This window comes from Mesorhizobium sp. P2_H9, from assembly GCF_056403215.1.
On sequence record NZ_JBFUFX010000018.1, the window covers coordinates 32,227 to 55,093 of the forward strand.

Here is a 22,867-nt window from a genome sequence, read left to right on the forward strand (position 1 = left end):
TAGCGCTCACAACTCTTGATGTCAGTTGTGAAGCAGAGGTTATTGCGCGCCCGGCAAAAGGAGCGATCATGTTTGCTGTCTCTGAAGACGGAACCCGCATTGCCTATGAGGTGGTCGGGACTGGAAGACCGCTGGTGCTGCTGCACGGCTTTACAGCGGATCACACGATTTGGCGTGAAGTGGGCTACGTCGAGCGGTTGGTGGCATTTGGGCGGCAACTGATACTGATCGACGGGCGCGGTCACGGCAGAAGTGACAAGCCGCACGTGCCCGACTGGTATGATCTCGGGCGATGCGCAACAGACGTCGCGGCCGTTCTGGATGACATCGGGGCAGTAGATGCAGACATCTGCGGGCATTCTCTGGGTGGTACGATTGCCCTGGCGTTTGCCGCCCACTACCGGAACCGGGTGCGCTCGCTTGTTGTCAACGGCGCGCATCCCTTCGGGCAGGATTTGCGTCTGCTGCGGGCAGCCGTGAACGTTGGCATGGAACCCTGGATCTCGTATCTGCGCACCGAGAACTGGCCGTTGACAGACGGGAACGTCAGGCAGCTCAGATGCAATGATCTTGAGGCCTTGCGGGCATGCGTAGCGCTTGATCGGGCCGATCGGTCGGCACCGCTCGTCAGCTTTGATCGACCGATACTTGCCATCAGCGGAGAGGCCGATCCGATGTGTCGGAAGGTTCGTGATTTTGCAGCCTTTGCCGGCGCCGACTATTTCGAACTCGCCGGATGCAATCATTTCCAGGCGTTTTTGGCGGTCGACCCGGTATGCGCGCGCATGGAAGAGTTTCTGTCGCTGCTCTAGTGCCTCAGAATCCTGCTCTGCTGCCTCGCCGGTTCTGACAGCAGGCAGGAGATATTTCCTCGGTTGGAAGCCTGAGCGGCTTTGTAATGGCCTGATAAATCAAATCTTCAGGATCACCTGACATGCTTGCCCATGGCCGACGACCGGATGGCTCGGATGAATGTCCAGGTGAAACCAGCTTATGGGTCCGCCGACTGTGTCGGATAGGATTCATCTCGACGTGCAGGATGATCCTGCCATAATTGCGGAAGTCGAGCGGCAACTGGCGCGCCGCACGCGCGATATCCGCCTCAAGGGCGAGATCAAACGTCTATTTCGAGCCCGTGTCTGGTCGCAAACGGCGAAGATCATCCGGGCCTGGATGATCTGGGTGGCATTTCTGGATGTGCTGACCCTGGCGCTCAACATGGTGATGCTTCCGAAGGCGATCGCGCTCTCCATGCTCCTGCCTGGCGCCATCATTCCACCTGTCGTCATAATTGTCGTCCTTCTCTGGCGAAAACCGCAGGCGAACTGGCTACAGGGGGCTTCGCTGATTGCAGGCATGTTCCTCATCTTGTTGTCAATCGCACTGGTCGGCGTAAGCGCTGGTGGCGAGTTCTACGAACGGCACCTGAACATCATGCTGTTCGTGGCCATTACAGCCATCATCATCTTCGGCATCCCGCTGGCCTGGACGACGACCATTGCCGCCTCGGCGCTCGGTCTCTATCTCGTTTTTCAGCTGCAGAACCCGGGCATCGAATTTGGAAGCGCCGCGGCTGCGACGCTGTTTTTCACCAGCGGGATCATCGCAACGATCGCCGCGCGGCGCATCATGACAATTCTCGCTCAGAAGACCTTCCTGTTTGAGCTTCGTGACCGACGCAGAGTCACCGAACTGGCGGAAGCGAACGATCGGCTTCAGCAACTGGCGAGTACCGATCCGCTCACCGGCATTGCCAACCGGCGCTGGATGACAGAGCTGCTCGACCTCCTTTGGGCCGATGGCGGAGCATGCCCCGGCGGTGCCGCCATGTTGATGTGCGATATTGATGATTTCAAGAATTTGAACGATCACCTCGGCCATGCCGAGGGCGATCGCTGTCTGGTCGAGGTCGCTCGCATTATCAAGGAAAATGTCAGGCGCGATAACGATCTTGTGGCCCGATACGGCGGCGAGGAATTCCTGGTGCTCCTGCCTGGCGTAGACGATGAAGAGGCCATCTCTGTGGCCGAGAGAATTCGCCAGAGCGTTGAGGCCGCCGCTTTTCCCAATCCAGCATCCCGCGTGTCGCGCCGCGTCACCCTAAGCATCGGGGTCGCCGTTCAGAGGGCTGACGAGGCCATCTCACCGGAGCAGTTACAGCGTCAGGCGGATGCGGCGCTTTATCTCGCCAAGCAAACCGGCCGCAACCGAGTGCTGCTCCACAAGCCGGAGTCGTCAGGGCGCAAACAGATTCAGTCGACGCGGTGACGCCAGCCCGTCACGCGATGGTAGACTAGTCGCTTCGCTAGGCCGTCTTCACCCAACTCAGCCATCGGCAGCAGCCAACATATTGAGTTTTACTCTACTCTAATGCCTCAGAATCTTGCTCAGGAAAGCCCGGCTGCGGTCGGTCTTGGGGTCGGAGAAGAATTCCTCCGGCGTGCCGCTTTCGACGATGGCGCCGGCATCCATGAACACCACGCGCTGCGCCACCTTGCGGGCAAAGCCCATCTCATGCGTCACCACCATCATGGTCATGCCTTCCTCGGCCACCGCGACCATGACGTCGAGCACCTCCGAAATCATCTCGGGATCGAGCGCCGAGGTTGGCTCGTCGAACAGCATGATCTTGGGCCGCATGCCGAGGCAGCGCGCGATCGCCACACGCTGCTGCTGGCCGCCGGAGAGTTGCGCCGGATAGGCATCGACCTTGTCGGCAAGGCCGACCTTGGCCAGCAATTCGCGCCCCGCCTGCTCGGCCTCGGCACGAGGAATCTTGCGCACATGGATCGGCGCCAGCGTCACGTTCTCCAGTGCGGTCTTGTGCGGATAGAGGTTGAACGACTGGAAGACGAAGCCGATCTCGGTGCGCAGCCGCGTCATGTTGGTGGCGGGATCGCCGAGGCGCTGGCCGTCGACCACCAGGTCGCCGTCGCGGATCGTCTCCAGCCCGTTGATGCAGCGGATCAGGGTGCTCTTGCCCGAACCGCTCGGGCCGCAGACGACAACCACTTCGCGCGGCTCGACGCTTAACGTGATGTCCTTCAGCACGTTGAGCGCGCCGAACCATTTGTTGACGCCGCGAAAGTCGATCATGCCCGCTTTGGTCATGTTTTCTGAGCCTTTGGGGTTCGCTGTCACAATTGCACCTCGCCATGAGCCGCACCCATGCGGCGCTCCAACCGGCGGGCCAGCATGATCAGCGGGTAGCAGACGATGAAATAGCCGACGCCGACCAGGAAGAAGACCAGCAGGCCGTTCGGCACACGCTGCACCACCAGCCAGCCGACCCGGGTGAGGTCGGTCAGTCCGATGGCCGAGACGACCGAGGAATCCTTGATCAGCAGCACATATTGCCCGACCAGCGGCGGCAGCACGATGCGCATCGCTTGCGGCAGCACCACCTGGCGCATGCGCTGCCAGCGCGACAGGCCAGACGCAAGTGCCGCCTCGACCTGGCCGGTCGGAACGGAACGAATGCCGGCGGCGACTATCTCGCAGATGAAGCAGGCGGCCAGATTGGTCAGCGCAATGATGCCGGCGGTGAAGGCGTCGAGCTCGATGCCGAATTCCGGCAGGATGAAGAAGATCAGAAAAATCTGCACCAGGAACGGCGTGCCGCGGATCAGGTCGACCCAAGCGCCGATCGCGCTGCTGATGATCCGGTTGCCGCCGGTGCGCAAGATGCCGAGGCCAAAGCCGAGCAGCGTGCCCAGCACCAGGCTGATCGCCGACAGCATCACGGTCATGCCGAGGCCACGCAAGGCGAGGGGGTAGCTGCCGGCGAGGCTTTGCAGTTGCTGCCAGATCATGTGCTGCTCCTTGCCGGCTGCAAGCCGAGCCAGCGGCTGGACAGCGCCGCCAATCCTTTCAGGCAGTAGTAGAGCACGAGATAAAAGGCGGCGATGGTGATGAAACCTTCCGCCGGCATGAAGCGGTCGGAAGCGAGCAGCTGGCCGGCGCGGGTCAGTTCGGAAACCGAGATCAGCGACAGAAGTGCGGAATCCTTGACCAGAACGATCGCCTGGCCGAGCAGCGGCGGGATCGTCACCTTGAACGCCTGCGGCAGGATGACGAAGCGCATGCGCTGGACATAGGTCATCCCCGAGGCGACGCCGGCCTCCACCTGGCCGCGCGGGATCGACAGGATGCCGGCGCGGATGATCTCGGCGACATAGGCGCCGCTGTTCAGCGACAAAGCCAGGATGCCGACGACGAGCTCGGGCAGCACGAAGCCGAGCCGGGGCAAGCCGAAATAGAGGAAATAGAGCTGTGCCAGCAACGGCGTGGCGCGCACCGCGTCGATATAGACCTTGGCCGGCACGCGAAACAGCTGGCTGCGCTGCAAATTCATGGCGGCGAGCACGATGCCGACAGCAAGCGCACCGGCAAAGGACAGCGCCGACAGCCAAACGGTCGTGACGAGGCCCTGCCCGAACAAAGGTAGATATTCGACGATGGTGCGGAAGCTGAAATTTTCGAGCATGGCAGCGCGGCAGTGAGAGGGAAGGGCGAATAGCGAATAGTGAGTAGCGAGTAGGGAAGTAGGGAGCAGCGAAGCATGGCCGGAACGGCCATTCCCTATTCGCTACTCCCTATTCGCTACTCACTAATTCCTCAGTGGTCCTTCTTCCAGGCGTCGGAATTGACCCAGTAGTCGAGGTTCTTCTGCAGGCGGCCGTCAATGCTGACCTGGTTGAGGAACAGGTTCATCCAGACCAGCAGGTCCGGCTCGTCATACCGAGTGGCGAAGGCCAGCGGCTCCTTCGACAACAGGTCCGGCATGATGGTGAAGCTGCCGGCCGGGTAGGCGGTCGACTGGCCTTTCACGGCCGAGACGTCATTGACGCCGCAATCGGCCTGGCCGTTGTTGACGGCGTCGAGCAGCAGCGGACCGCCGCCCTTGTAGCTCTTGATGTCGGCGTCGGGGAAGGCGGTCTTGGCCTCCTTCTCGCCGGTGGCGCCGAGCAGCACGGCGATCTTGGTGCCCTTGGCCTTGCAGTCCTCGGTGGTCTTGAACTTGCTGTCGGCCTTGGTGAAGACGGTGCTGCCCGTGTACATGTAAGGCGTGGTGAAGGCGACCTTCATGCCGCGCGCCAGCGTCGGTGTCATGTCGGCGACCAGCAGATCGGCCTTGCCCGAAAGCAGTGCCGGGATCAGCCCGTCCCAGTCGAAATCGAGGAAGGTGATCTTGACGCCCATTTCCTTGGCCATCAGCTCGGCAAGTTCAACCGAACTGCCGGTGCGTTCGCCGGCGGCTCCAACCAGCGAGAAGGGTGGTCCCTGCGTCTGCACCGCGACGCGCAATTCGCCGCGCTTGGTGATCTCGTCGAGTGTTCCGGCACTGGCAGCAGCGGTGAGGCCGGCAAGTGCAAGTCCGGCGATGAAAAGCTTGGCAATCTTCATTGGGCATTCCTCCCTGTTGTCGTTGTTATTTTGCCCGCGGATATCCTTGGGCTCTTTTTGAGCGGCAGCGCCGTTGCCGGCGGCGACCACCGTTCGAAAATTCTCAGTCCCAGTCGACCGTCTCGGCAACCTTGATGCCGCGCCTCGCCAGTTCGTCGAAGAAGCTGATATCGGGCACATGCAGCAGCGGGTTGAGCAGGCCGGGTGTGGTGATCTCGCGTCGCGCCAGCATCTGCGCCACGATGCTGGCGGGATAGCCGACGCCGAGGCTCATGCCGAACAGGCCCGACGCGAGGTCGCGCTCGATGATCAGCTCCGACGTTACCGTCTTGCGGCGACCGCCTTCGAGGCCGGAAAAGACGTTGCGCATCACGCACAGGTCCTTTTCATCGGCGCCGTATTGCAGTTGCGGGCCGAGCAGCCGGCCGAGGAATTCGCGCGGGCTCACGGTAGTGCCGGAAACCTTGTCTTCGGAGAGAAAACCGAGTTCCTTCAGCGGCGCCCAGAACGCCGACCAGCCCGGCCAGCGCAGCGTGTAGCGGCCGGAGCGCTGCAGCCCCTTGGCGGCGGCGAGCATCTCGACATAGTGCGGCGCATCGCCATTGGGGAAGGCTTCCAGCCGGCCGAGGCCAGCGACTTCGATCTCGTGGATGAAATGATTGTCGTGCTGTCGGCCGGCCGGCACCGCTACGTGTTTGCCGTCCTCGATCATCACGCTGTCCCGGTTCTGGCTGACCAGAACCATGTCGAAATTCCAGCTCACCTTGTAGCAAAGGGGCTTGGCCATCGCCTTCGGCTCGGGGATGCCGCCGCAATAGGAATCGATCGAGGTGATGGTGTCGAACTGCCTTGCAGCGCGCGCGTAGAGCACAAGGTCGATGCCGGGATCGAGCCCGCATTCGGTCATGATCGAGACGCCGGCTTGTTCCGCCGCAGGCGCCAGGTCGGCGATGGCCTTGCCGTAATTGGTGGTGACCAGCGGCGTGCGCGTTGCGATCGCCGCCTGCACCGCCTCGCGCATCAGCGGCTGCGGCAGCAGGTCGATGACCGCGTCGACATCCGCGAGCACCGCGGCGAGCGCCGGGCCGATGGCGCCCTCGGGCACGATGAAACGCACGCGGGTGAGATCGGTCAGGCCGCCGAGCCGCGCAGGGCCGTCGGGGGCGGTGTCGACGCAGACGATTTCTTCGACACCGGCGCTGCCAACGAGATCGGCGATGGCGGCCCGGCCTTGCAGGCCGAGGCCGCCGACAACCGCGATCTTCATGCCGGCTCCTTGCGCGCCGGGGCGTCTTCGGACCAGCAGCCTTCCGGCAGACTGACCCATTTGTTGCACGACGCCATGACGACGAAGGTCTCGCTGCGCATGACTTCGCCGGGCTCGCCGGCACCCGGGATCAGCTCGCTGGTGACGCGGTAGAGGTCGGCGACATCGCCGGCCACCGTGACGTCGACGATGATGTCGAAGCGCCCGGTGACCACGGAAGCCGAGTTGACGAACGGCAGTTCCGAGATGCGCTGCGCCAGCTCGCGAGCACGGCCGCGCCCTTGCGCGTTGATGCCGACAATGGCTGAGATCAGCTCCGGGCGCTCGGTCAGGTTCAACAACCCGACGATCTTCAGCAGGTTGCGGTCGAGCAGATTGCGCAGCCTCGTGCGCACCGTCGGCACCGAGATCGCCATCGTCTCGGCGATGCGATTAACGCCAAGCTGCGCGTCCTGCGACAGCAGTTTGACCAGTCGCCGGTCGGTCTGATCGAGATGTTCCCGCAAAGGCGAACACTTTCATAAAAGAGAAAAATTGATGGGAATTTCTTTCTGATATGAAAATACCTTATTGGGAATTTTTATGAACAGCAAGAGCGTCGCCGCATATTGCTGACGGTACAGGCCCCTGACGGCACGAGATTAGTGCCTCGTTGCGGATCGGTCGGGCCGCGGATGCGGTCGCCTCGAATGGGCGCCGGCACTTGAATCATTGTGGCAGCAGAGGCGGCTATCTTGTTGATCGGACTCTTTTCGCGCCCGTGTTCAGGGATCGTCGCCCAAGCGAGTGTCTGGGCAGTGGGATAGCCTTGGCATGGCTGACCTTGGCGTGCGCCGCCGCTACCGCCCAGCCCGAAAAATCGCCACCGCGGCCGCCGTCAGCGCGGCATTGCCGGAGGCCATCGTTCCGTCCGGCAATTCCTTGCCGTCTTCCAGCCCGACACGCGTCGACCAGTTGCGCTCCGCCGCTCGCTCGACGAACGGCCAGACTGTGGCGTTCTCGCCATGCAGCAGGATGACGCGGCGGATGCCGGCGCGCTCCAGCACCTTTTCGATGCCGTCCGACACTGCGAATGCCTCGTTCAGTGTCTGCTCGGAGATCTCGATCAGGATGCGCAGCACACGCCCGCCATGGTCTAGGCTGGCCAGACGCTCGGCGTCGGCGACCGAGGCAAGCCCGGCTTCAACCCCGATGCCACGCTGGCGCAGGCTCTCCATCACCAGCGGCGCCGCCTGCTCGCTGAGATTGACCGAGGCGTAGTCCGGCAATTCGCGCCAGCCGGCGATGGCCACAAGCGTGCGCAACTCGTCGCTCTCGATCCAAGCGCCGGTGGAGACGCCGATCAGTGTTCCCGGGCAGGCGCGGCGCAGCGCCAGCACCGTCCTGTCCATCGCTGCCGGCGCCAGGCTTTCCCGCCCATCGAGCCCGCGCGCATGGACATGCAGCTCGGCTGCACCTGCGGCAACGCAAGCTGCGCCATCGCGCGCCATGGCGTCGGCGTCTAGCGGCAGGCGAGGGTGGAAGTCGGCGCTGCGCGCGCCATTGATGCAGGTCTGGACAATCATGCGAGGGGCAGTCCGGTTGCGGTTGCCGCCAGTCTAGCGCGGGCCGATGAAAACCGGAATCGGTCCCGGCGAAGGCTCCTGACAGATGGAGGTGAAACAACCTGAATCAGTCTGGCAGGATGCGTCCCTATCGTCTTCTTCGAAAAGAATCTTCTGTGAGATCGGTGGCGGCACGACAATGGCCAGTGACGCCGCTTGTCGGAAAACTCAGTCCTCATCTGTCCAGATCAAGCGCAGCAACCGAAGCAATGTCGCCCGTTCCTTTTTCGTCAGCCGGTGGAGGAAGCGGTCCTCGTGCCGGCGCACCTGCCGGCGCCAAGCCGGCATGGCTTCTGTTGCGGCCCTGGTCAGGGTCAGCACCTGCACGCGCTTGTCCTGCGCATGGTCGTCGCGTTCGACCAGGCCGCGTTCTTCGAGTTCGGCGAGCAGCGGCGCCATGTTGGCGCTTTTCATGCCGAGCAGGCGGCAGAGTTCGGCGGCGCGGATGCCGGGCTTTTCGTCGATCAGCGCCAGCATGCCGTAGGTGACCGGGCGCAGCGACGCTTCCGCCATCTCGACGGCGAAATCATTGAGCGCGAAGGCCGAGGCGCGCCTCAGATTGTAGCCGATCTGCGCGTCGAGTGCCTCGTCGGGATCGGTGCGAAGGTCTGTCTCGTCCATGCTGAAACCGATCCCCTTGATCAAGGCTCTTGTCAAGAAAAAAATACTATGCGACATAGCGGATATGATCGCTATGCTGCATAGCAATTAGCCATGCAAGTGACTGAACGGGAGGACACGACCATGACCGAAGAGACCGTTGCCTTCGACGTCGAGAACGGCATCGCCTGGGTGCGCTTCAACCGGCCGGACAAGCGCAATTGCATGAATCCGCCGCTCAACCGGCGCATGATGGAGGTGCTCGACGAGCTCGAGTATCGCGACGATGTCGGCGTGCTGGTGCTGTCGGGCGAGGGCAGCGCCTGGTCGGCGGGCATGGACCTCAAGGAATATTTTCGCGAGACCGAGGCCAAGGGGCTGGGCGCCGTGCGCAAGGCGCAAACGGAAGCCTATGGCTGGTGGCGGCGCCTGCGCTGGTACCGCAAGCCGACCATCGCCATGGTCAATGGCTGGTGCTTTGGTGGCGGCTATGGACCGCTGTTCGCCTGCGATCTCGCTTTCGCCGCCGACGAGGCGCAGTTCGCTCTGTCCGAGATCAACTGGGGCATCCTGCCCGGCGGCGGCGCCACCAAGGTGGTGGTCGACCTCCTGTCGATGCGCGACGCCATGTATCACGCCCTGACCGGCGAACTCATCGACGGCAAGCAGGCCGCCGCCTGGAAGCTGGTCAATGAAAGCCTGCCGCTGGTGGACCTGAAGGCGCGCGTCACCGAGGTCGCCAGCATTTTGCTGAAGAAGAACCCGGTTGCGCTGAAGGCGACCAAGGACGCTATCCGCCGCGTCGCCGAGATGACCTACGACAATGCCGAGGACTATCTGGTGCGGGCGCAGGAAGCGGCCAACTCCTACGACAATGACGGCCGCAAGGAAGGCATCCGCCAGTTCATCGATGAGAAGAGCTACAAGCCAGGCTTGGCTGCCTACGACAAGGCCCGATGAGCCGGACCGACTGAGCCGAGAGTGAAGACGCAATCCGGGGAGGAGATGCGAATGCCGGCCTGGACTTCAGACCCCGTGGCGCTGCACGCCAGCGCGCAGCCGGAGCGTATCGCTTGCGTCGATCTCGCATCCGGACGGCGCTGGACCTATGCCGGGCTCGACGAGGCTATCCAGCGCGCCATGGCCGTTCTAGAAGGCTATGGTATCGAGCCGGGACAGCGTATCGCGACGCTTGCCCGCAACAGCGCCGATCTGCTGATCCTGCAGCAGGCGGCGATGCGCCTTGGCGCCATCTTCGTGCCGCTCAACTGGCGCCTGGCCGGGCCCGAGCAGCAGGCGATCCTTGCCGATTGCGATCCGGTGCTGCTGTTGCACGATGCGGCTCTTGACGTTGCGCTGCCGAAAGGCTGCGCGCCGGTTGAGGTCGCGGCCTTCGCGGCGGCGGTCGAGGCGCAAACGCCGGCACCACGACGCGCTTTGCCGGCGGACGATGCGCCGTCGATCATCCTCTACACCTCAGGCACGTCGGGCCGGCCCAAGGGCGTCATCCTGACCGAGCGCAACGCGTTGGCCACCGCGGTCAATTTCAGCGTTTTGGGGCAGGTCGGCAATGCCAGCATCTTCCTTTGCGATGCGCCCATGTTCCATGTCATCGGTCTCATCACCTGCCTGCGGCCGCCGCTGCTGCAGGGTGGCACGGTGCTGATCTCGCCCGGCTTCCACGCCGGCCTTACCAACCGCCGGTTGGCCGATCCCTCACTCGGCATTACCCATTATTTCGGCGTCCCGCAGATGGCCAGGATGCTGCGCGATCATCAGGATTTCGCGCCCGCGAACTGGACCTCGCTCACCGCTATCTTCACCGGCGGCGCACCCAATCCGGCTGCCGACATCCTCTGGTGGCTGGAGCAAGGCATCCGCATGGCCGACGGTTTTGGCATGACCGAGGCCGGCACCGTTCTCTGCATGCCGGTCGACGCCGGCCAGATCGCCCGCAAGGCCGGTTCGTCCGGCCTGCCGGGACCATCGGTCTTGCTGCGCATCGTCGATGACGAAGGCCGCGACGTCGCGCCGGGGGAGGCGGGCGAGCTATGGCTGTCCGGCCCCAATGTCACGCCCGGCTACTGGAACCGGCCGGAAGAGACGGCGCGCGCCTTCACCGCCGATGGCTGGTTGCGCAGCGGCGATATCGCCCGCCGGGACGCGGACGGCTTCGTCACCCTGGTCGACCGCCGCAAGGACATGTTCATTTCCGGCGGCGAGAACGTCTATCCGGTCGAGATCGAGATGGTGCTGCTCGACCACCCCGACATCGCCGAAGCAGCCGTCATCGGCATGGCCGACGAGCGTTGGGGCGAGGTCGGCCGTGCCTTCGTCGTGGCAAAACCCGGCCGTATCCTCGACCCGGCGGCGCTGGCCGGTCACTGCGCGGCGCGTATCGCCCGCTACAAGGTGCCTAAGGAGTTTTTGCTCACCGAAGCGCTGCCGCGCACGTCGTCGGGCAAGATCCAGAAACATATTTTGCGCGGGTGGTAGCGCCGGGACCGCGTTTGCTACGAAACCGACCGTGTTACTCGATCAGCAGCAACCCCCGCTTCTTGTCGCCATCGCTGTCGATGGTGTCCATGGCCGAGAACAGCCGTTCACGCTCGATCAGCCAAGGCTTGTAGCGCTCATTCACGTCGAGAACGAAAACCAGGTCCTCGGCCTCCAGATAGCCGCCGATCGGTGAAAAATGACCACCGCCGGCGCCGAATATCATCTCTCGGGTAAAGTTGATGATGTAGCGGCGGCCGGGGTCGTTGGCATGCTTCATGTGCTCGCGAAACTCGTCGGCGGTCAGATTCCGCAGCACGGAGATTTTCCGTTTGGTGTTCGTCCGAGCGACGTCGGCAAGCTCATCCAGCGTCAGTCCGATGATGCAAAAGCCGGTCCAGCACTTTCCCGTTCCCTTGAGCACTTCGGCTTCAGTCGTCTCCTCTTCGCCGATCGAGCGGAACGTGTTTGCAACACTTGCCGGACCGCAGCGTGAGCCGTTCGATTGCCATGTGACGTCGGCACCGAAAGTGGCGGCCACGGGCAGCTTCCAGGCGCTGCCGATCAATTCAGGGGTGCGGATGACTGAGGACTGGATTGCGTCTGGCGAGACTGCGGACTGACCGACAATCAAAAACGCTGCGCCACAGAGCAGGCCAGCGCCGGCAATCACAGCCAAAGCGAAACGGCGCTTCATTGCTGCACCTCGAAGCAGACGGTTTGTCCGTCGGTCGATGTTGCGGTGTTGGCCCCAAGACTACCATATGTTGGCGTTGCTTGGCAGAGCGTCCTCGGGGCGGGCTCTACGCCAACAAGGCTTTCGGCTGTTCGAAAAGTGCGTAGACCTCGGATACTGGCATTGGACGTCCAAACAGCCATCCCTGGACATCAGTGCAGCCGTTCTCCTTGACCAGCCTGTACTGGTCCTCGGTCTCCACACCTTCCGCCGTTGTCGTCATGCCCAGCGTGGTGCCGAGTTCGGCAACCGCCTTGACGATAGCCCGGCTTTCGCTGCTCTCGCACATCAGGCTGACGAAACTGCGATCGATCTTGATGCGGTTGAACGGGAACGACCTGAGATAGCTGAGCGAAGAATAGCCGGTGCCGAAATCATCCATGGCGATGCTGATGCCGAGGTCGCGCAGGCTGTAGAGCGTCTGAATGGTGTTCTCATTGTGCGCCAGCAGCACCGACTCGGTGATCTCCAGCTCGAGCCGCGACGGCAGTAGATTTGAAGCGGCGAGTGCCGACGCAACCTGAAGCGGCAGCGCCTGCTGCTTGAACTGGGCCGGCGAGAGATTGACCGCGACCTTGACGGGCAGGGGCCATTTCGCCGCATCGCTGCAGGCCTGCCGCATGATCCACTCGCCCAGCGCGCCGATGACGCCCGTCTCCTCGGCGAGATGGATGAACTCCGACGGTGGCAGCAGGCCGAGGCGCGGATGGTTCCATCGCACCAGCGCCTCGAAGCCGGTGAGTTTCGAGGTTTTTGCGTCGTGCAGCGGTTGATAGTGCAGAACAAATTCTTCGTTCGGCACGCCGAGCGCCAGTTCGGCTTCGAGCTGGCGACGTTCCTGCAATCGCGCGTCCATTCCCGGCTCGAACGACCTGCAGGTGCCGCGTCCCTCCATCTTGGCCTTGTACAGTGCGAGGTCGGCATTGCGGATGAGGATTTCCGAACTTTGTCCGTCGTCGGGGAAAACGGCGATGCCGATGCTGCTGCCGATGTTGACCTTGTGGCCCTGGATAAAATATTCGGCTGCCAGGGCGTGAATGACCCGGCTTGCCAGCACGCCGGCCTGTTCGTCGCCATCGAGCAGCAGCTGGAGGATGACGAACTCGTCTCCGCCCACTCTCGCCACCATGGCGGTTTCGCCGGCCTGCTGCTTCAGGCGCTTGGCCACGGCGCCGAGAAGCTCGTCGCCGACCGGATGTCCCAACGTGTCGTTGACCGGCTTGAAACGGTCGAGGTCGACGCAATGGACCGCCAGCTTCTCGCCGTCCCTAAGGCTCGTCAGCGCCTCGTCCATCGTGTCGGCCAGCAGGCCGCGATTGGGCAGGCCGGTGAGAATGTCATGCGTGGCGAGGTGCTGGATCTCGGCGGTGCGTTCCTCCACCCGCCGCTCCAGGGTCTCGGCGGCATCGACCTGCATCGTCATCGTCCGCCCGATCGCATACCAGCAGGCCAGCGCCAGCAGGGTGACGATCGCGACCGCGGCATAGCCTGCCAGCTCGAACTCCCGCACTGATTGGGCGTCGATGTTGCTTTCGAATCTGCTGTTGGGAAAACCGACCCAGAGCCGCCATGCGCTTCTTGGATCATTGAGGGAAAGCGGGATGACTTCGGAATAGATCAGCTTCTGGTCGGGCGCCGTGAACGAGCTGGAATCCGCGGCCAGCGACGTGGACAGCCGGTGCTGGTCGGATTCGAAGCCGTAGCCCGAATTGACGATGACATAGTCATTGCCAGGCAGCAGTTTCCTGAGTGCCGAGGTGAGCATGATCGCCGAAACGGACCCACGCAGGCTGCCATCTTGCCCGAACACCGGAACCGAGAGGATAAAGCCGGATCGGTCGGCGTCATTGCCGCTGTGGATGAAATCGGTGTTGTCGCAGGTGATCAACTCCTTCGTGCCGATGATCGGCACGTTGAGCCCGTCGATGTTGCTCGAATTCGGATAGTTCGCCTTCAGCCAGGCAAGCTGTTTGGCCAGCTCATGATATTCATAGGTTTCAACCTCTTCGGCTGGACGGACCAGCGTATTCTCATCCAGCTTTCGAGGTTTTGCGTCGCCAGCGGCGTCGGACCTCGCCCTGGCATTCACGATCAGTTGGTCAAACTGGAGGATCGGCTCCTCGAGCTTGCCCGTCGCCGGATCGAAGCGATCGGGGTCGAAATCCAGTGGCAGGAAATAGACCTCGGAAATGGAAACATTGCTGGCGAGGTTGTTGTAGATCTGCTGGATCGTGGCGCGGCCTTCGTCGCCAAGGTTCGTGCCATGCCGGTCGAGGTTTCGCACGCTTGGCAGATAGGCCAGGGTCCGGACGTTTTCGTAGATGGCCCGCAAGGCGTCTTCGACGGTCTTGGCGGTCGCCTTGGATGTCGCCTGGGAATTTTCGAGATAGCGCTCCTTGGCCAGCGCGAAGTCCCGCTGAGCGTCGATGTGCAGCGCCCCCAGCATCACCGTGCCGGTAAGCAGGATCAGAGCAGATCCGACCATTCGCCTGAAGGCGTTCATCCGCGGTTCCCACCGTCAATCGGCAAGCAATACCGCGGTACGGTTTAGGAAGCGCTAATGAGAGCGCCTTTATTTGCCGGATCAGCCGATGGTCGCTTGCGATACCGAAGCAAGAACGGGAGTTCGGCCGCCTCGGGCGCGAGCTCGCGATCGATCAGCCGCGCAACAGCTTGGCCATCTTCCACAGCAAGCAGGAAAGAGATCGATGATGTCCAAAGAGCGCGATACCATATAAGCGCAACGCGGTGTGCGCCGGAGAGTTTGCCCGGCTGCCAAAAGGATATGAGATGAGTGAACTCAAGATCAGGACCCGGGCTACCGGCGCGCTGGCCGTCTTGCAACCGGGCGGTCTGCCTGTGGTCACCACGCCGACCGGCGGCAGTGTCGATGTCGTCACCGCGGTCAGCGCGCCTGGCTTCAATCCGCTTGACCTGCTTTATGCCTCGGTCGCCGCCTGCATGGTGCTGAGCGCCCGCGTCGCCGCCAGCCGCCTGGGCGTCGCCGCCAATCTCGGCGAAGTTCGCGCCGAGGTCTCAGGCGAAAAGGCGGAAGGTGAGATCTCGCGGGTCGGCCGCTTCACGATCGTGCTCGACGTCCAGGGCGATCTCGACGAAGCGACGAAGAGGCAGATTGTGGAAGGCGCCGAAACGATCTGCACGGTCAGCAATACGCTGCGCACGCCGCCGGAGCTTCACACCACGCTCGGTGGCTGAGGCCCGACAACCCAGGACCACCCCATGGCACGCATCTCCCCGATCGACTACGCCACCGCTTCGCCCGAAATCCGCGCCGAGCATGACCGGGAGATCGGCCTGCGCGGCCGGATGACCAACATGAAGCGCATCCTGCTGCATTCGCCGGTGGCGCATCGCATCTATGCCGAATGGTTCACCTTGCGCGACTTGCTGCGGCCTGCGCTCGACGATCGCGCGGTGTGGCTGTTGTCACTGGCGATCTCAGAAAGCGCCCATGCCGAGATACCGGTTACCTTCTTTCGCCGTGCACTGATCGGCGCCGGGCTCGAGCCCGAAGCCGTCGCGCCGACGAAAGACGAGGCGCTGCTGATCGCCTTCGGCAAGGCCATCGCCACCGATTCCAACGCCGTTCCCGACGCGCTCTGGGACGCGTTGAAAGACCGCTACGACGAGACGGTGCTGGTCAACCTCGTCGCCTTCGCCGGCATCATGGTGGCGACGACAGTGTTCTCCAATGCGGTGCGGGTCGACCTCGATCCGGAGCTGGAGCCTTATCGGAAGAAGGCTTGAGCGGCGGCCGGTTGTTCTTCCGTGAATCGACGCTGTTTCGCGTTCTGCCCGTCAACAGGCTGTGATAGGCAGACAGAATGGAAGCCAACGCCGCAGCTCGCGAAGACCGTCGACAGCCATTCGGGCCGCCGCAATGGGCAACCCGACTTGCCAAAGGCACCCTGCAGGCAACGCTGGTCGTGCTCGTTCTCGCCTTCGGTCTGCAGGCGGCCTGGTCCCAGAGCTGCTCCATCACGGCCGCCAACGGATCGTACGGAGCGGTGGACATCCTGAGTGGTGCCGTCGACGATACGACGGCGACCTTCTCGATCAATTGCACGGGCACAGCCAACCAGACCGTGCGCCTGTGCGTCGAACTGTCTCCCGGCCAGACCAACGCTGCCGGCAATCGGCGGCTGGCTTCCGGTTCCGAACGACTGGTGCATGAACTTTACAGCGACCCGTCGCGAACGACAATCTGGGGATCCTGGGGCCTGGCGACGACCGCTTACGGCCTTTATCCCACTGGGACGACCTACGATCTCGGCCTGGGTTCCTCCGGCAGCGCCGGGACCACGCTGACGGTCTACGGTCGGGTGTTCGCCAACCAAACCACCTCGGGACCCGGATCGTATACCTGGACCATGACCACGGCTCCGGCCGCTGGCTATGACTACAAGACCGCGGCGGCGTGCCCGACAGGCGCCCGGCAAGCCACGTCCAGCGGCTCCACCTGGACCGCGACAATCAATGCGAACTGCAACGTCTCCGCTAGCAATGTGAATTTTGGTTCCGTCGGAGTGCTGGCGGCCAATGTAGATTCGACGGGGTCGGTCACGGTTCGCTGCACCGACACGACGCCCTACAACATCGGGCTGAGCGCGGGTACCGGATCAGGTGCCACGGTCGCCAGCAGGAAGATGACGAGCGGCATCAAGACCGTGACCTATTCGCTCTACAGCGACAGCGGCAGGACCAGCGTCTGGGGAAACACGATCGGCACAGACACCAATGCCGGCACCGGCACCGGACTGGACCAGGCATATACCGTATACGCCCGCGCCCCCGCGCAGACCACGCCTGCGCCCGGAGCGTTCAGCGATACGATCGTCGTGACCGTCACCTACTGACGGGTCGCAGGCGACCCCTGCGGCGTCAGCGGCAGGCGACCGCGACGACCACCTGCTGGTTTGCTTTTGGCGTGTAGCCGAACGATGCCTGGCACGAGCCCTTGGCGGTTTCGACGACGACAGTGTTCTTACGCGTCAGTCCCTTTACATAGGCGCGCCCGTCATAGCCGATGACGAACTCCTGGTTGCCGTTGATCGTGCCTTGTGACCCGGCTTCGAGCGGTTGTCCGTCCGGTCCTGACAGCACGAGGACCGCGGCGTCGATGTTGGTGCGAACCCGGAAATCCACTCGTACACCGGCCCGGTCGGCCGGCGCGACGACGTCCTGCGTTGTCGCGACATCGGCGTCGACGGGCAGGTGTGTCGTGTCGATGGCAATCTGGTTCCTCTGATAGGCGTGTAACCCCGGCACCAGCAGTCGGCCCCTTGCATCGGTGACACCTACGGGGCGGTTTTCATAGACCACGCCGACACCAGGCAAGCCGGTTTCGACGACGGCGAAACTGTCGTCGATCCGGTCCGTCAGGAAGATGCCCGATCCCATCGTTGCGATTGCCCCGTCGAACTGGGCTGTCGCTGTGGTGCCTGAGATTGAATGGCTGACGGCGGCCTCGGCACGTCCATGGGAAGAGCGATAGGAGACCGCCGCGGAACCCTCGGTAGATCTGTCCTGGCTGAAGCTCGTCCGCCAGCCAAGGCTTCCCGGTTCCTCGCCGAGTGGCTTGCTCACATCGGCGATCAGGTCGACACCATGCTTGTCGGCGGAAACAGCCGTCGATGCCATCGCATTGCCGCCGATCGGGACCGATAGCCCGGCGAAGAGGCCGGCGTTCCTGTGTCCGCCAAGTTCTGCGAAGGCGGTGGCGTTGAGATAGCCGAATGGCAGCGTTCGCGAATAGGAAGCGGTGACGATCCTGGAGCTTTCGCCGCTGGCCGGTGTCAGATCGATGTAGCTTGCACTGATGCTGCCGCCGCCGAAAGACAGCGGGGTTCCGACGGAAATGCTGTTGACCATCTTCGGCGGCCTGGATTGGGTCGATGCATCCGTGGCGCCTGGCCCGAGTGACAGCAGATTGAAGAAGGCGTGGCCGGGCGTTCCGCTGTTCTCAAGCCGATCGGTGACCGAGGCGAGATCGTCGTAGGCCCCGAAGGTCATTTGCAAGCTGGCATTTATGCTCAAGGTCCCGATCCTGATCTCGTAGGAGGCATAGGACTGCAGTCCGCTGCCGGGACCGCTATGGCTACCGGCCACCGCGAACGAGGCGACGCCGAGCGAACCAGTGCGCATCACCATGCCGAGACCGCCATTGACCAGATCACTGCTGGCCTCCGCGTGGCTTTCCAGCGTCAGCCAGTCGAAGATGCCTTTTCTCAGGCTTGCCGACACGACGGGCTGGTTGACGGCATAGGCATCGGACGTTGTCGCGTATCCGAGCCTGGGCAGGCCTGCCTCCAGCGAGAAGTCGAAAAGCCCTGGTCTCAGCAGGCTGGGCGAGGCGTAGAACGGTACGCTTGTGCGCGTTTCACGGCCGGCCGCATCGCGCAGTACGACAACAGCCTGTCCGCCGCCGGTGGTGACAGGAATGTCGGTGATCTGGAACGGGCCGGTGTCGACGGCGTGGGAATAGGTCTTCAGGTCGTTGACATAGACGTCGACCGTCGACGGTACCGCCGCGCTGCCGCTGATCGATGCCAGCGGCTGGGTGATCAGGTCGGTGCGAAGCCCGAAATTGCGGCGCGCCTGAAGTCCACCGATGCGGATCGGCCTGGTCCAGGCGAACCCGCCGGAAATCGCATCGCCAGCCTGGTATGTCATTAGCGTCGCCGGGTCGGAATAGGTGTAGGAGGTGTCGAGCCTCAATGCATCGGCGCGTCCGTTATCCTCCAGCCGCAGGATCGCCGACTGGCCGAAGGTGCCGGCCGGCGAAAAGGCCCGCGCGTCCAGCGTGGTGGAAAAGCCGCTGAAGGCGAAGCCGCCGGCGTCGGGCTCCTGCCGCGATGCGGCAAACAGATTGTAGTTGAGAACGCCGCCTAACCCCGCCTGAACGGCAGGCGGCGTCTCATGGCTAGGCGCCGCGTCGTAGGACATCGTCCCGCGCAGGCCGTCGTTGATGGTCAGGAAGATACGCTGCTCCCGCACCTCGTAGCGGTAGGTCAAACCCCGTATCGTGTCGAGCATGATGGTGGCGGCAGCGGATCGGCCCTTGCCGAGGTCCAATCCGAGGGCTTGCAACTCATCCGGCCTGGCGCCGACATGCTGCCCGTCGGGGGATACGAATGCCGCGATCTGATTGGTTGGAGCGCCGTTGATGAAGACTTCCAGCTGAAGCTGCTGGACCGCCCCGTCGGCCCTATTGGCTAGCGTCAGTGTGGCGGCGAGTATTGATAGTGCCAGAAACGGCGCCGCGTTCACGGAGCGGCGACAACCGGCGCAACAGCGTTGAAAGGGCCTTCATTGCCTTGACCGGAGATGGAGACCGATCCCTTGGCGGCAAACTTGCGTCCGCCAATTGGTGCCACCCACCGCATGGTCGATTGGCCGAGCGCATAGCCGATCAGCCCAGCTCCAAGTGAAATTTTGTGTCCGCTTGCGTCGCGCAGCGAGAGTGCCGAGATGCGCAGATGCGTGCCGCCCCTGTTGTTGGCCAAAACGATCAGCCGGCCGTCTTGCTTCGACACCGTCCAGTCGACGGCCGGTGGCGTTCTCTGCGGCGAACCGAAGAAGACAGGGATCGATTGGCGAACCAGCAATCTCACGGTGCCGGTCTTGGCGCCGCGGGCGTCCGGGAGCTCATCGACGAACAGGCGATAGGTTTCCTCGCCCGACACCGGGCGTTTCGCCACGCGCACGATGCGTGCGACGTAGTCGGCGCCAGGCAGGAGCGTGACGGCGGGAGGAGAGGCAACCACATCCTCGGTCGGCTGCAGGGTTTCCTGGCCATTGACTTGCGACCAGCGGAAGACCCGGATCTGCACGTTGCTCGGCGTCGCTCCCCCATTGCGCAACGTGATCGTCGACGCCGCGCCGGGAGCGACGACATCAACGAGAGCAGGTTGCACCTGGAGGGAATCCGCGCGGACCTGCGTGCCGCCGAACAGCAGTACTCCCGCCAAAGCCGAAGCCAGCCTTGCCCATTTCATCTGTAGCCCCCCAAATGTAGAACGTCCTAGTACGTTACGGTGACCGTCACGGTGTCCGTATAGACGGCTGGCGCAGGCGTTGATTGCGCCGGCACGCGTCCATACACGGTATAGCTCTGGGAAGCGCCGGAACCGGTCGCCGACACGGTGTTCGTCCCGATAGTGTTGCCCCAGACAGTCGTTCTGCCGCTGTCGCTGAAAAGAGAATAAGTGATCGTGGCGGCGCCGTTGGTCATCTTGCGTGCGGCGACAGTCGCGCCCGACCCGATGCCCGCGTCCAGACCAATGTTGTAGGGTGTCGTGTTCGTGCATTGAACCTGGACCGTGGATGTCTGGTCGACGTTGGCCGCAATGACCCCGGACGAACCGAAGTTCATCGTTGAAGCGCCGGCGATGGTGCAGGATGCGGTGATGGTCATCTGCACGGCCATGGAAGCGGTTGTTGTCGTGGCGCGCGCCTCGCCGCCGAAAAGTGCCATGATCGCGAGGCATGCTGCTGTTTTCCGCCACATTCGACGAGGTCCTTTTCGATAGGTTCAGGGAGAGGTGAGGCGGGGTTGGAGGCAACGAGGCCGTAGATATGGGCCGAACCGAAATATGTTCGATCTTGGTTAATAAGCTATTTATTATTTAGAAGGTTCTTACGAAACGCGGCGCCGCCGACCAGCACACCGCAGCAGGCGTTGGCCGGGCGCAAAGTCGCCGCTCCGGCATCTTCATCAAATGGACGACATCATGGTGGCGACCATGGTGTGCACCAATGCGATGCGGGTCGACCTCGACCCGGAGTTGGAGCCTTATCGGAAGAAGGCATGAGGCGAGGCGGCAACCGAAGGCATGTTGAAGATGTCCAACCGTTCGGAACTGAATTTGAAAAAGCTGGCATTCCTGCTAGTTTTCTCAGCGACGGGAGGGGGGTCGTCTTTTGCAGACAGCGACTTCCTAAGGGTCTCTGTCGAATGCCCTGCTCAGGCAGGAGACGGGCTTCTGGAAACGAGCGACGCAAATACCAGGGGCGGGCGGTCGAGGGTATCGACCTTCTATGTCGCCGGAAAAATGCAAAGAGTAGTTGTTTCGTCGTCAAAGGATGGAGGGCCGTTTCACGATGTTTTTGCGCTCGATCGCGCCAAGTGAGGGAACCAAGGAGGCTCCCGCGTTCCGTGCTTTGGAAGATCGTGCCAACGAGTTGCTCAGGTTCTTCTGTTTTGCAGATGCGAAGGCAAAGCAAATATATCTCGACGTTCTCCGGGCAAACCGGGAAACGATCAGGCGGGCGGGAGGAGACTAGAGTCTGACGCGCCGTGATGGCAGGGCAAAAAGGGGCTTGCGGCGATCACGCCCGTCTCAGCAGAATTCCACCTCGATGTGCCGCTCGGTCTGCGAGACGACGCGACAGCGCGTCTCGAACCCGTCCGACCTGATCGCCAGGTTGAAGACCTCGGGCACGCCGACGGCGCTGGTCACGTCGAGGCCGGCGGCATCTTCGGCCAGCGTCCTCACCGTGCAGTCGATCGACGACATGCGATTGTTGAATACGATGCGTCCAGCCTTAAGCACGCGACGGCGCGGGCTTTTGGGGGCGTCGGTTGCCGGGCGCCAGGCAATGCATCGGTTGCGGCCGGCGGCCTTGGCCTCGTAGAGCGCTGCATCGGCATTGGCGAGCAGCGTGTCGATTTCCGGCGTCAGTGGATCGAGCCCTGCCATGCCGAAGCTGGCGGTGACGGCTATCTTCGACAGCCCCTGGGTGACCACGATCTCGCCAATGGCGGTGCGCAGCTTTTCGGCGACGCCGATCATGCTGTGGCGATCGGTATGCGGCAGCAACAGCGCGAATTCCTCGCCGCCCAGGCGTCCGAACAGGTCGCTGCCGCGAAGGTGTTCCCGGCATGCCTTGGCAACGGCCGTGAGAACCTTGTCGCCGGTGGCATGGCCATATTGGTCATTGATCGATTTGAAATGATCGAGGTCGAAGGCGATGCACGCCAGATTGTGCTTGTGGCGTTGCGCCAGCGCCAGGGCATGGGCGCCCTGTTCCTTGAAGGCGCGACGCGACAGGACGCCGGTCAGGCCGTCGACGGCGGCAAGCTGGCGCAGTTCGAGCGCATCCATCGCCAGCTGTGCGAGATCAGAAAGGATCGCGGTTTCCCGCGCACTGAACTGACGCGGTTCGTAACCAATGGCGCACACCGTGCCGATGTTGTGGCCATCGCCTGTGCGCAAGGGCACGCCGGCATAGAAGCGGATATGTGGATCGCCGGTGACGCTCGGATTGTGTGCAAAACGCATATCGTCGCGCGCATCGGGAACAATGACCGGCAGCAGTTCCTGCACGGTGTATTTGCAAAAGGTCTCGTTGCGATCGACTTCGCGGTTGCCCAGCCCGTCATAGGCTTTGTACCACTGCCTGTGGCCATCGATCATCGAAACGATGGCGATCGGCAGGTCGAAGATATTCCTGATCAGGCGCGTGATGCGGTCGAACGCTTCCTCGCGCGGCGTATCCATCACGTCAAAACGGTCGAGCGCGTCAAGGCGTCCCGCCTCGATGCTGTCTGCGTCCATCGCCAATGGCGGTGCGTCGATAAGGTTCCGGTCCATCGGCGTCCTGCCTCTATGCCAGCTTCGCGGCGCGTCAACGCCGCCGCGAGCATCCGAGACCTTGCTGAAAATTCGGTAAAGCGACAAATCGGTGCCGCGAGGGCCTTGGTTTGCCGCCTGCGGCCGAGGCGCTTGACGGTGT

The 22,867-nt window shown here is 62.8% G+C and carries 21 protein-coding genes; 7 read left to right on the forward strand and 14 right to left on the reverse strand.

From position 1 onward, the window contains the following. The first annotated feature begins 68 nt into the window (after positions 1-68). Both AC1DXN_RS27585 and AC1DXN_RS27590 read left to right on the forward strand, forming a co-directional pair. Positions 69-812, forward strand: coding sequence for an alpha/beta fold hydrolase (locus AC1DXN_RS27585; protein ID WP_477277533.1), 744 nt, complete (start codon positions 69-71; stop codon positions 810-812). 181 nt (positions 813-993) lie between these two features. After that, entirely contained in the window at positions 994-2,268 is a 1,275-nt protein-coding gene (locus AC1DXN_RS27590) for a GGDEF domain-containing protein (protein ID WP_477277535.1), read from the forward strand. Between the two features lie 99 nt (positions 2,269-2,367). On the opposite strand, the gene AC1DXN_RS27595 is transcribed toward AC1DXN_RS27590, so the two are convergent. From AC1DXN_RS27595 to AC1DXN_RS27630, 8 genes are all read right to left on the reverse strand, one after another. Beyond that, a complete protein-coding gene (locus AC1DXN_RS27595; protein ID WP_477277537.1) occupies positions 2,368-3,111 on the reverse strand; it encodes an amino acid ABC transporter ATP-binding protein in 744 nt (247 codons plus the stop codon). Positions 3,112-3,137: 26 nt separating this feature from the next. After that, complete coding sequence (locus AC1DXN_RS27600) at positions 3,138-3,812, reverse strand: amino acid ABC transporter permease (RefSeq protein ID WP_477277539.1); 675 nt, start codon at positions 3,810-3,812, stop codon at positions 3,138-3,140. Further along, entirely contained in the window at positions 3,809-4,486 is a 678-nt protein-coding gene (locus AC1DXN_RS27605; RefSeq protein ID WP_477277541.1) for an amino acid ABC transporter permease, read from the reverse strand. Before AC1DXN_RS27605 ends, AC1DXN_RS27600 begins: the two co-directional genes overlap by 4 nt. 131 nt (positions 4,487-4,617) lie before the next feature. Further along, positions 4,618-5,406: an ABC transporter substrate-binding protein gene (locus AC1DXN_RS27610; RefSeq protein WP_477277543.1), complete on the reverse strand. Its 789-nt coding sequence runs from the start codon at positions 5,404-5,406 to the stop codon at positions 4,618-4,620. A 103-nt stretch (positions 5,407-5,509) separates the two neighbouring features. Further along, positions 5,510-6,673 carry a saccharopine dehydrogenase C-terminal domain-containing protein gene (locus tag AC1DXN_RS27615; protein WP_477277545.1) on the reverse strand — a complete coding sequence of 388 codons (1,164 nt, stop codon included), beginning with the start codon at positions 6,671-6,673 and terminating at the stop codon, positions 5,510-5,512. Continuing rightward, entirely contained in the window at positions 6,670-7,179 is a 510-nt protein-coding gene (locus AC1DXN_RS27620) for an Lrp/AsnC family transcriptional regulator (protein ID WP_477277547.1), read from the reverse strand. The genes AC1DXN_RS27615 and AC1DXN_RS27620 overlap by 4 nt, the downstream gene beginning before the upstream one ends. 333 nt (positions 7,180-7,512) lie before the next feature. Continuing rightward, positions 7,513-8,238: a 3-keto-5-aminohexanoate cleavage protein gene (locus tag AC1DXN_RS27625; protein WP_477277549.1), complete on the reverse strand. Its 726-nt coding sequence runs from the start codon at positions 8,236-8,238 to the stop codon at positions 7,513-7,515. A gap of 207 nt (positions 8,239-8,445) precedes the next feature. Beyond that, positions 8,446-8,898 (reverse strand): MarR family winged helix-turn-helix transcriptional regulator, encoded by a 453-nt coding sequence (locus AC1DXN_RS27630; RefSeq protein ID WP_477277551.1) that lies wholly within the window; start codon positions 8,896-8,898, stop codon positions 8,446-8,448. 123 nt (positions 8,899-9,021) lie between these two features. Here AC1DXN_RS27630 and AC1DXN_RS27635 point away from each other — a divergent pair, with 123 nt between their 5' ends. Further along, positions 9,022-9,837: a p-hydroxycinnamoyl CoA hydratase/lyase gene (locus tag AC1DXN_RS27635; protein ID WP_477277553.1), complete on the forward strand. Its 816-nt coding sequence runs from the start codon at positions 9,022-9,024 to the stop codon at positions 9,835-9,837. A gap of 45 nt (positions 9,838-9,882) precedes the next feature. After that, positions 9,883-11,373 (forward strand): AMP-binding protein, encoded by a 1,491-nt coding sequence (locus AC1DXN_RS27640; RefSeq protein ID WP_477277669.1) that lies wholly within the window; start codon positions 9,883-9,885, stop codon positions 11,371-11,373. Between the two features lie 34 nt (positions 11,374-11,407). On the opposite strand, the gene AC1DXN_RS27645 is transcribed toward AC1DXN_RS27640, so the two are convergent. Further along, positions 11,408-12,070, reverse strand: coding sequence for a phytochelatin synthase family protein (locus AC1DXN_RS27645; RefSeq protein ID WP_477277555.1), 663 nt, complete (start codon positions 12,068-12,070; stop codon positions 11,408-11,410). Between the two features lie 106 nt (positions 12,071-12,176). After that, complete coding sequence (locus AC1DXN_RS27650; RefSeq protein ID WP_477277557.1) at positions 12,177-14,612, reverse strand: putative bifunctional diguanylate cyclase/phosphodiesterase; 2,436 nt, start codon at positions 14,610-14,612, stop codon at positions 12,177-12,179. A gap of 287 nt (positions 14,613-14,899) precedes the next feature. On the opposite strand from AC1DXN_RS27650, the gene AC1DXN_RS27655 reads away from it, so the two are divergent. From AC1DXN_RS27655 to AC1DXN_RS27665, 3 genes are all read left to right on the forward strand, one after another. Beyond that, entirely contained in the window at positions 14,900-15,325 is a 426-nt protein-coding gene (locus AC1DXN_RS27655; protein WP_477277559.1) for an OsmC family protein, read from the forward strand. A 24-nt stretch (positions 15,326-15,349) separates the two neighbouring features. Then, a complete protein-coding gene (locus tag AC1DXN_RS27660) occupies positions 15,350-15,877 on the forward strand; it encodes a carboxymuconolactone decarboxylase family protein (protein WP_477277561.1) in 528 nt (175 codons plus the stop codon). Between the two features lie 77 nt (positions 15,878-15,954). Then, entirely contained in the window at positions 15,955-16,986 is a 1,032-nt protein-coding gene (locus AC1DXN_RS27665) for a Csu type fimbrial protein (protein WP_477277563.1), read from the forward strand. A gap of 25 nt (positions 16,987-17,011) precedes the next feature. Here the strand turns inward: AC1DXN_RS27665 and AC1DXN_RS27670 are convergent, their stop codons facing one another. From AC1DXN_RS27670 to AC1DXN_RS27685, 4 genes are all read right to left on the reverse strand, one after another. Beyond that, entirely contained in the window at positions 17,012-19,399 is a 2,388-nt protein-coding gene (locus tag AC1DXN_RS27670) for a fimbria/pilus outer membrane usher protein (protein ID WP_477277565.1), read from the reverse strand. After that, entirely contained in the window at positions 19,396-20,127 is a 732-nt protein-coding gene (locus AC1DXN_RS27675) for a fimbrial biogenesis chaperone (protein WP_477277567.1), read from the reverse strand. The genes AC1DXN_RS27670 and AC1DXN_RS27675 overlap by 4 nt, the downstream gene beginning before the upstream one ends. A gap of 26 nt (positions 20,128-20,153) precedes the next feature. After that, entirely contained in the window at positions 20,154-20,639 is a 486-nt protein-coding gene (locus AC1DXN_RS27680) for a Csu type fimbrial protein (RefSeq protein WP_477277569.1), read from the reverse strand. An 832-nt stretch (positions 20,640-21,471) separates the two neighbouring features. After that, positions 21,472-22,725: a GGDEF domain-containing protein gene (locus tag AC1DXN_RS27685; RefSeq protein ID WP_477277571.1), complete on the reverse strand. Its 1,254-nt coding sequence runs from the start codon at positions 22,723-22,725 to the stop codon at positions 21,472-21,474. Between the last annotated feature and the right edge of the window lie 142 nt (positions 22,726-22,867).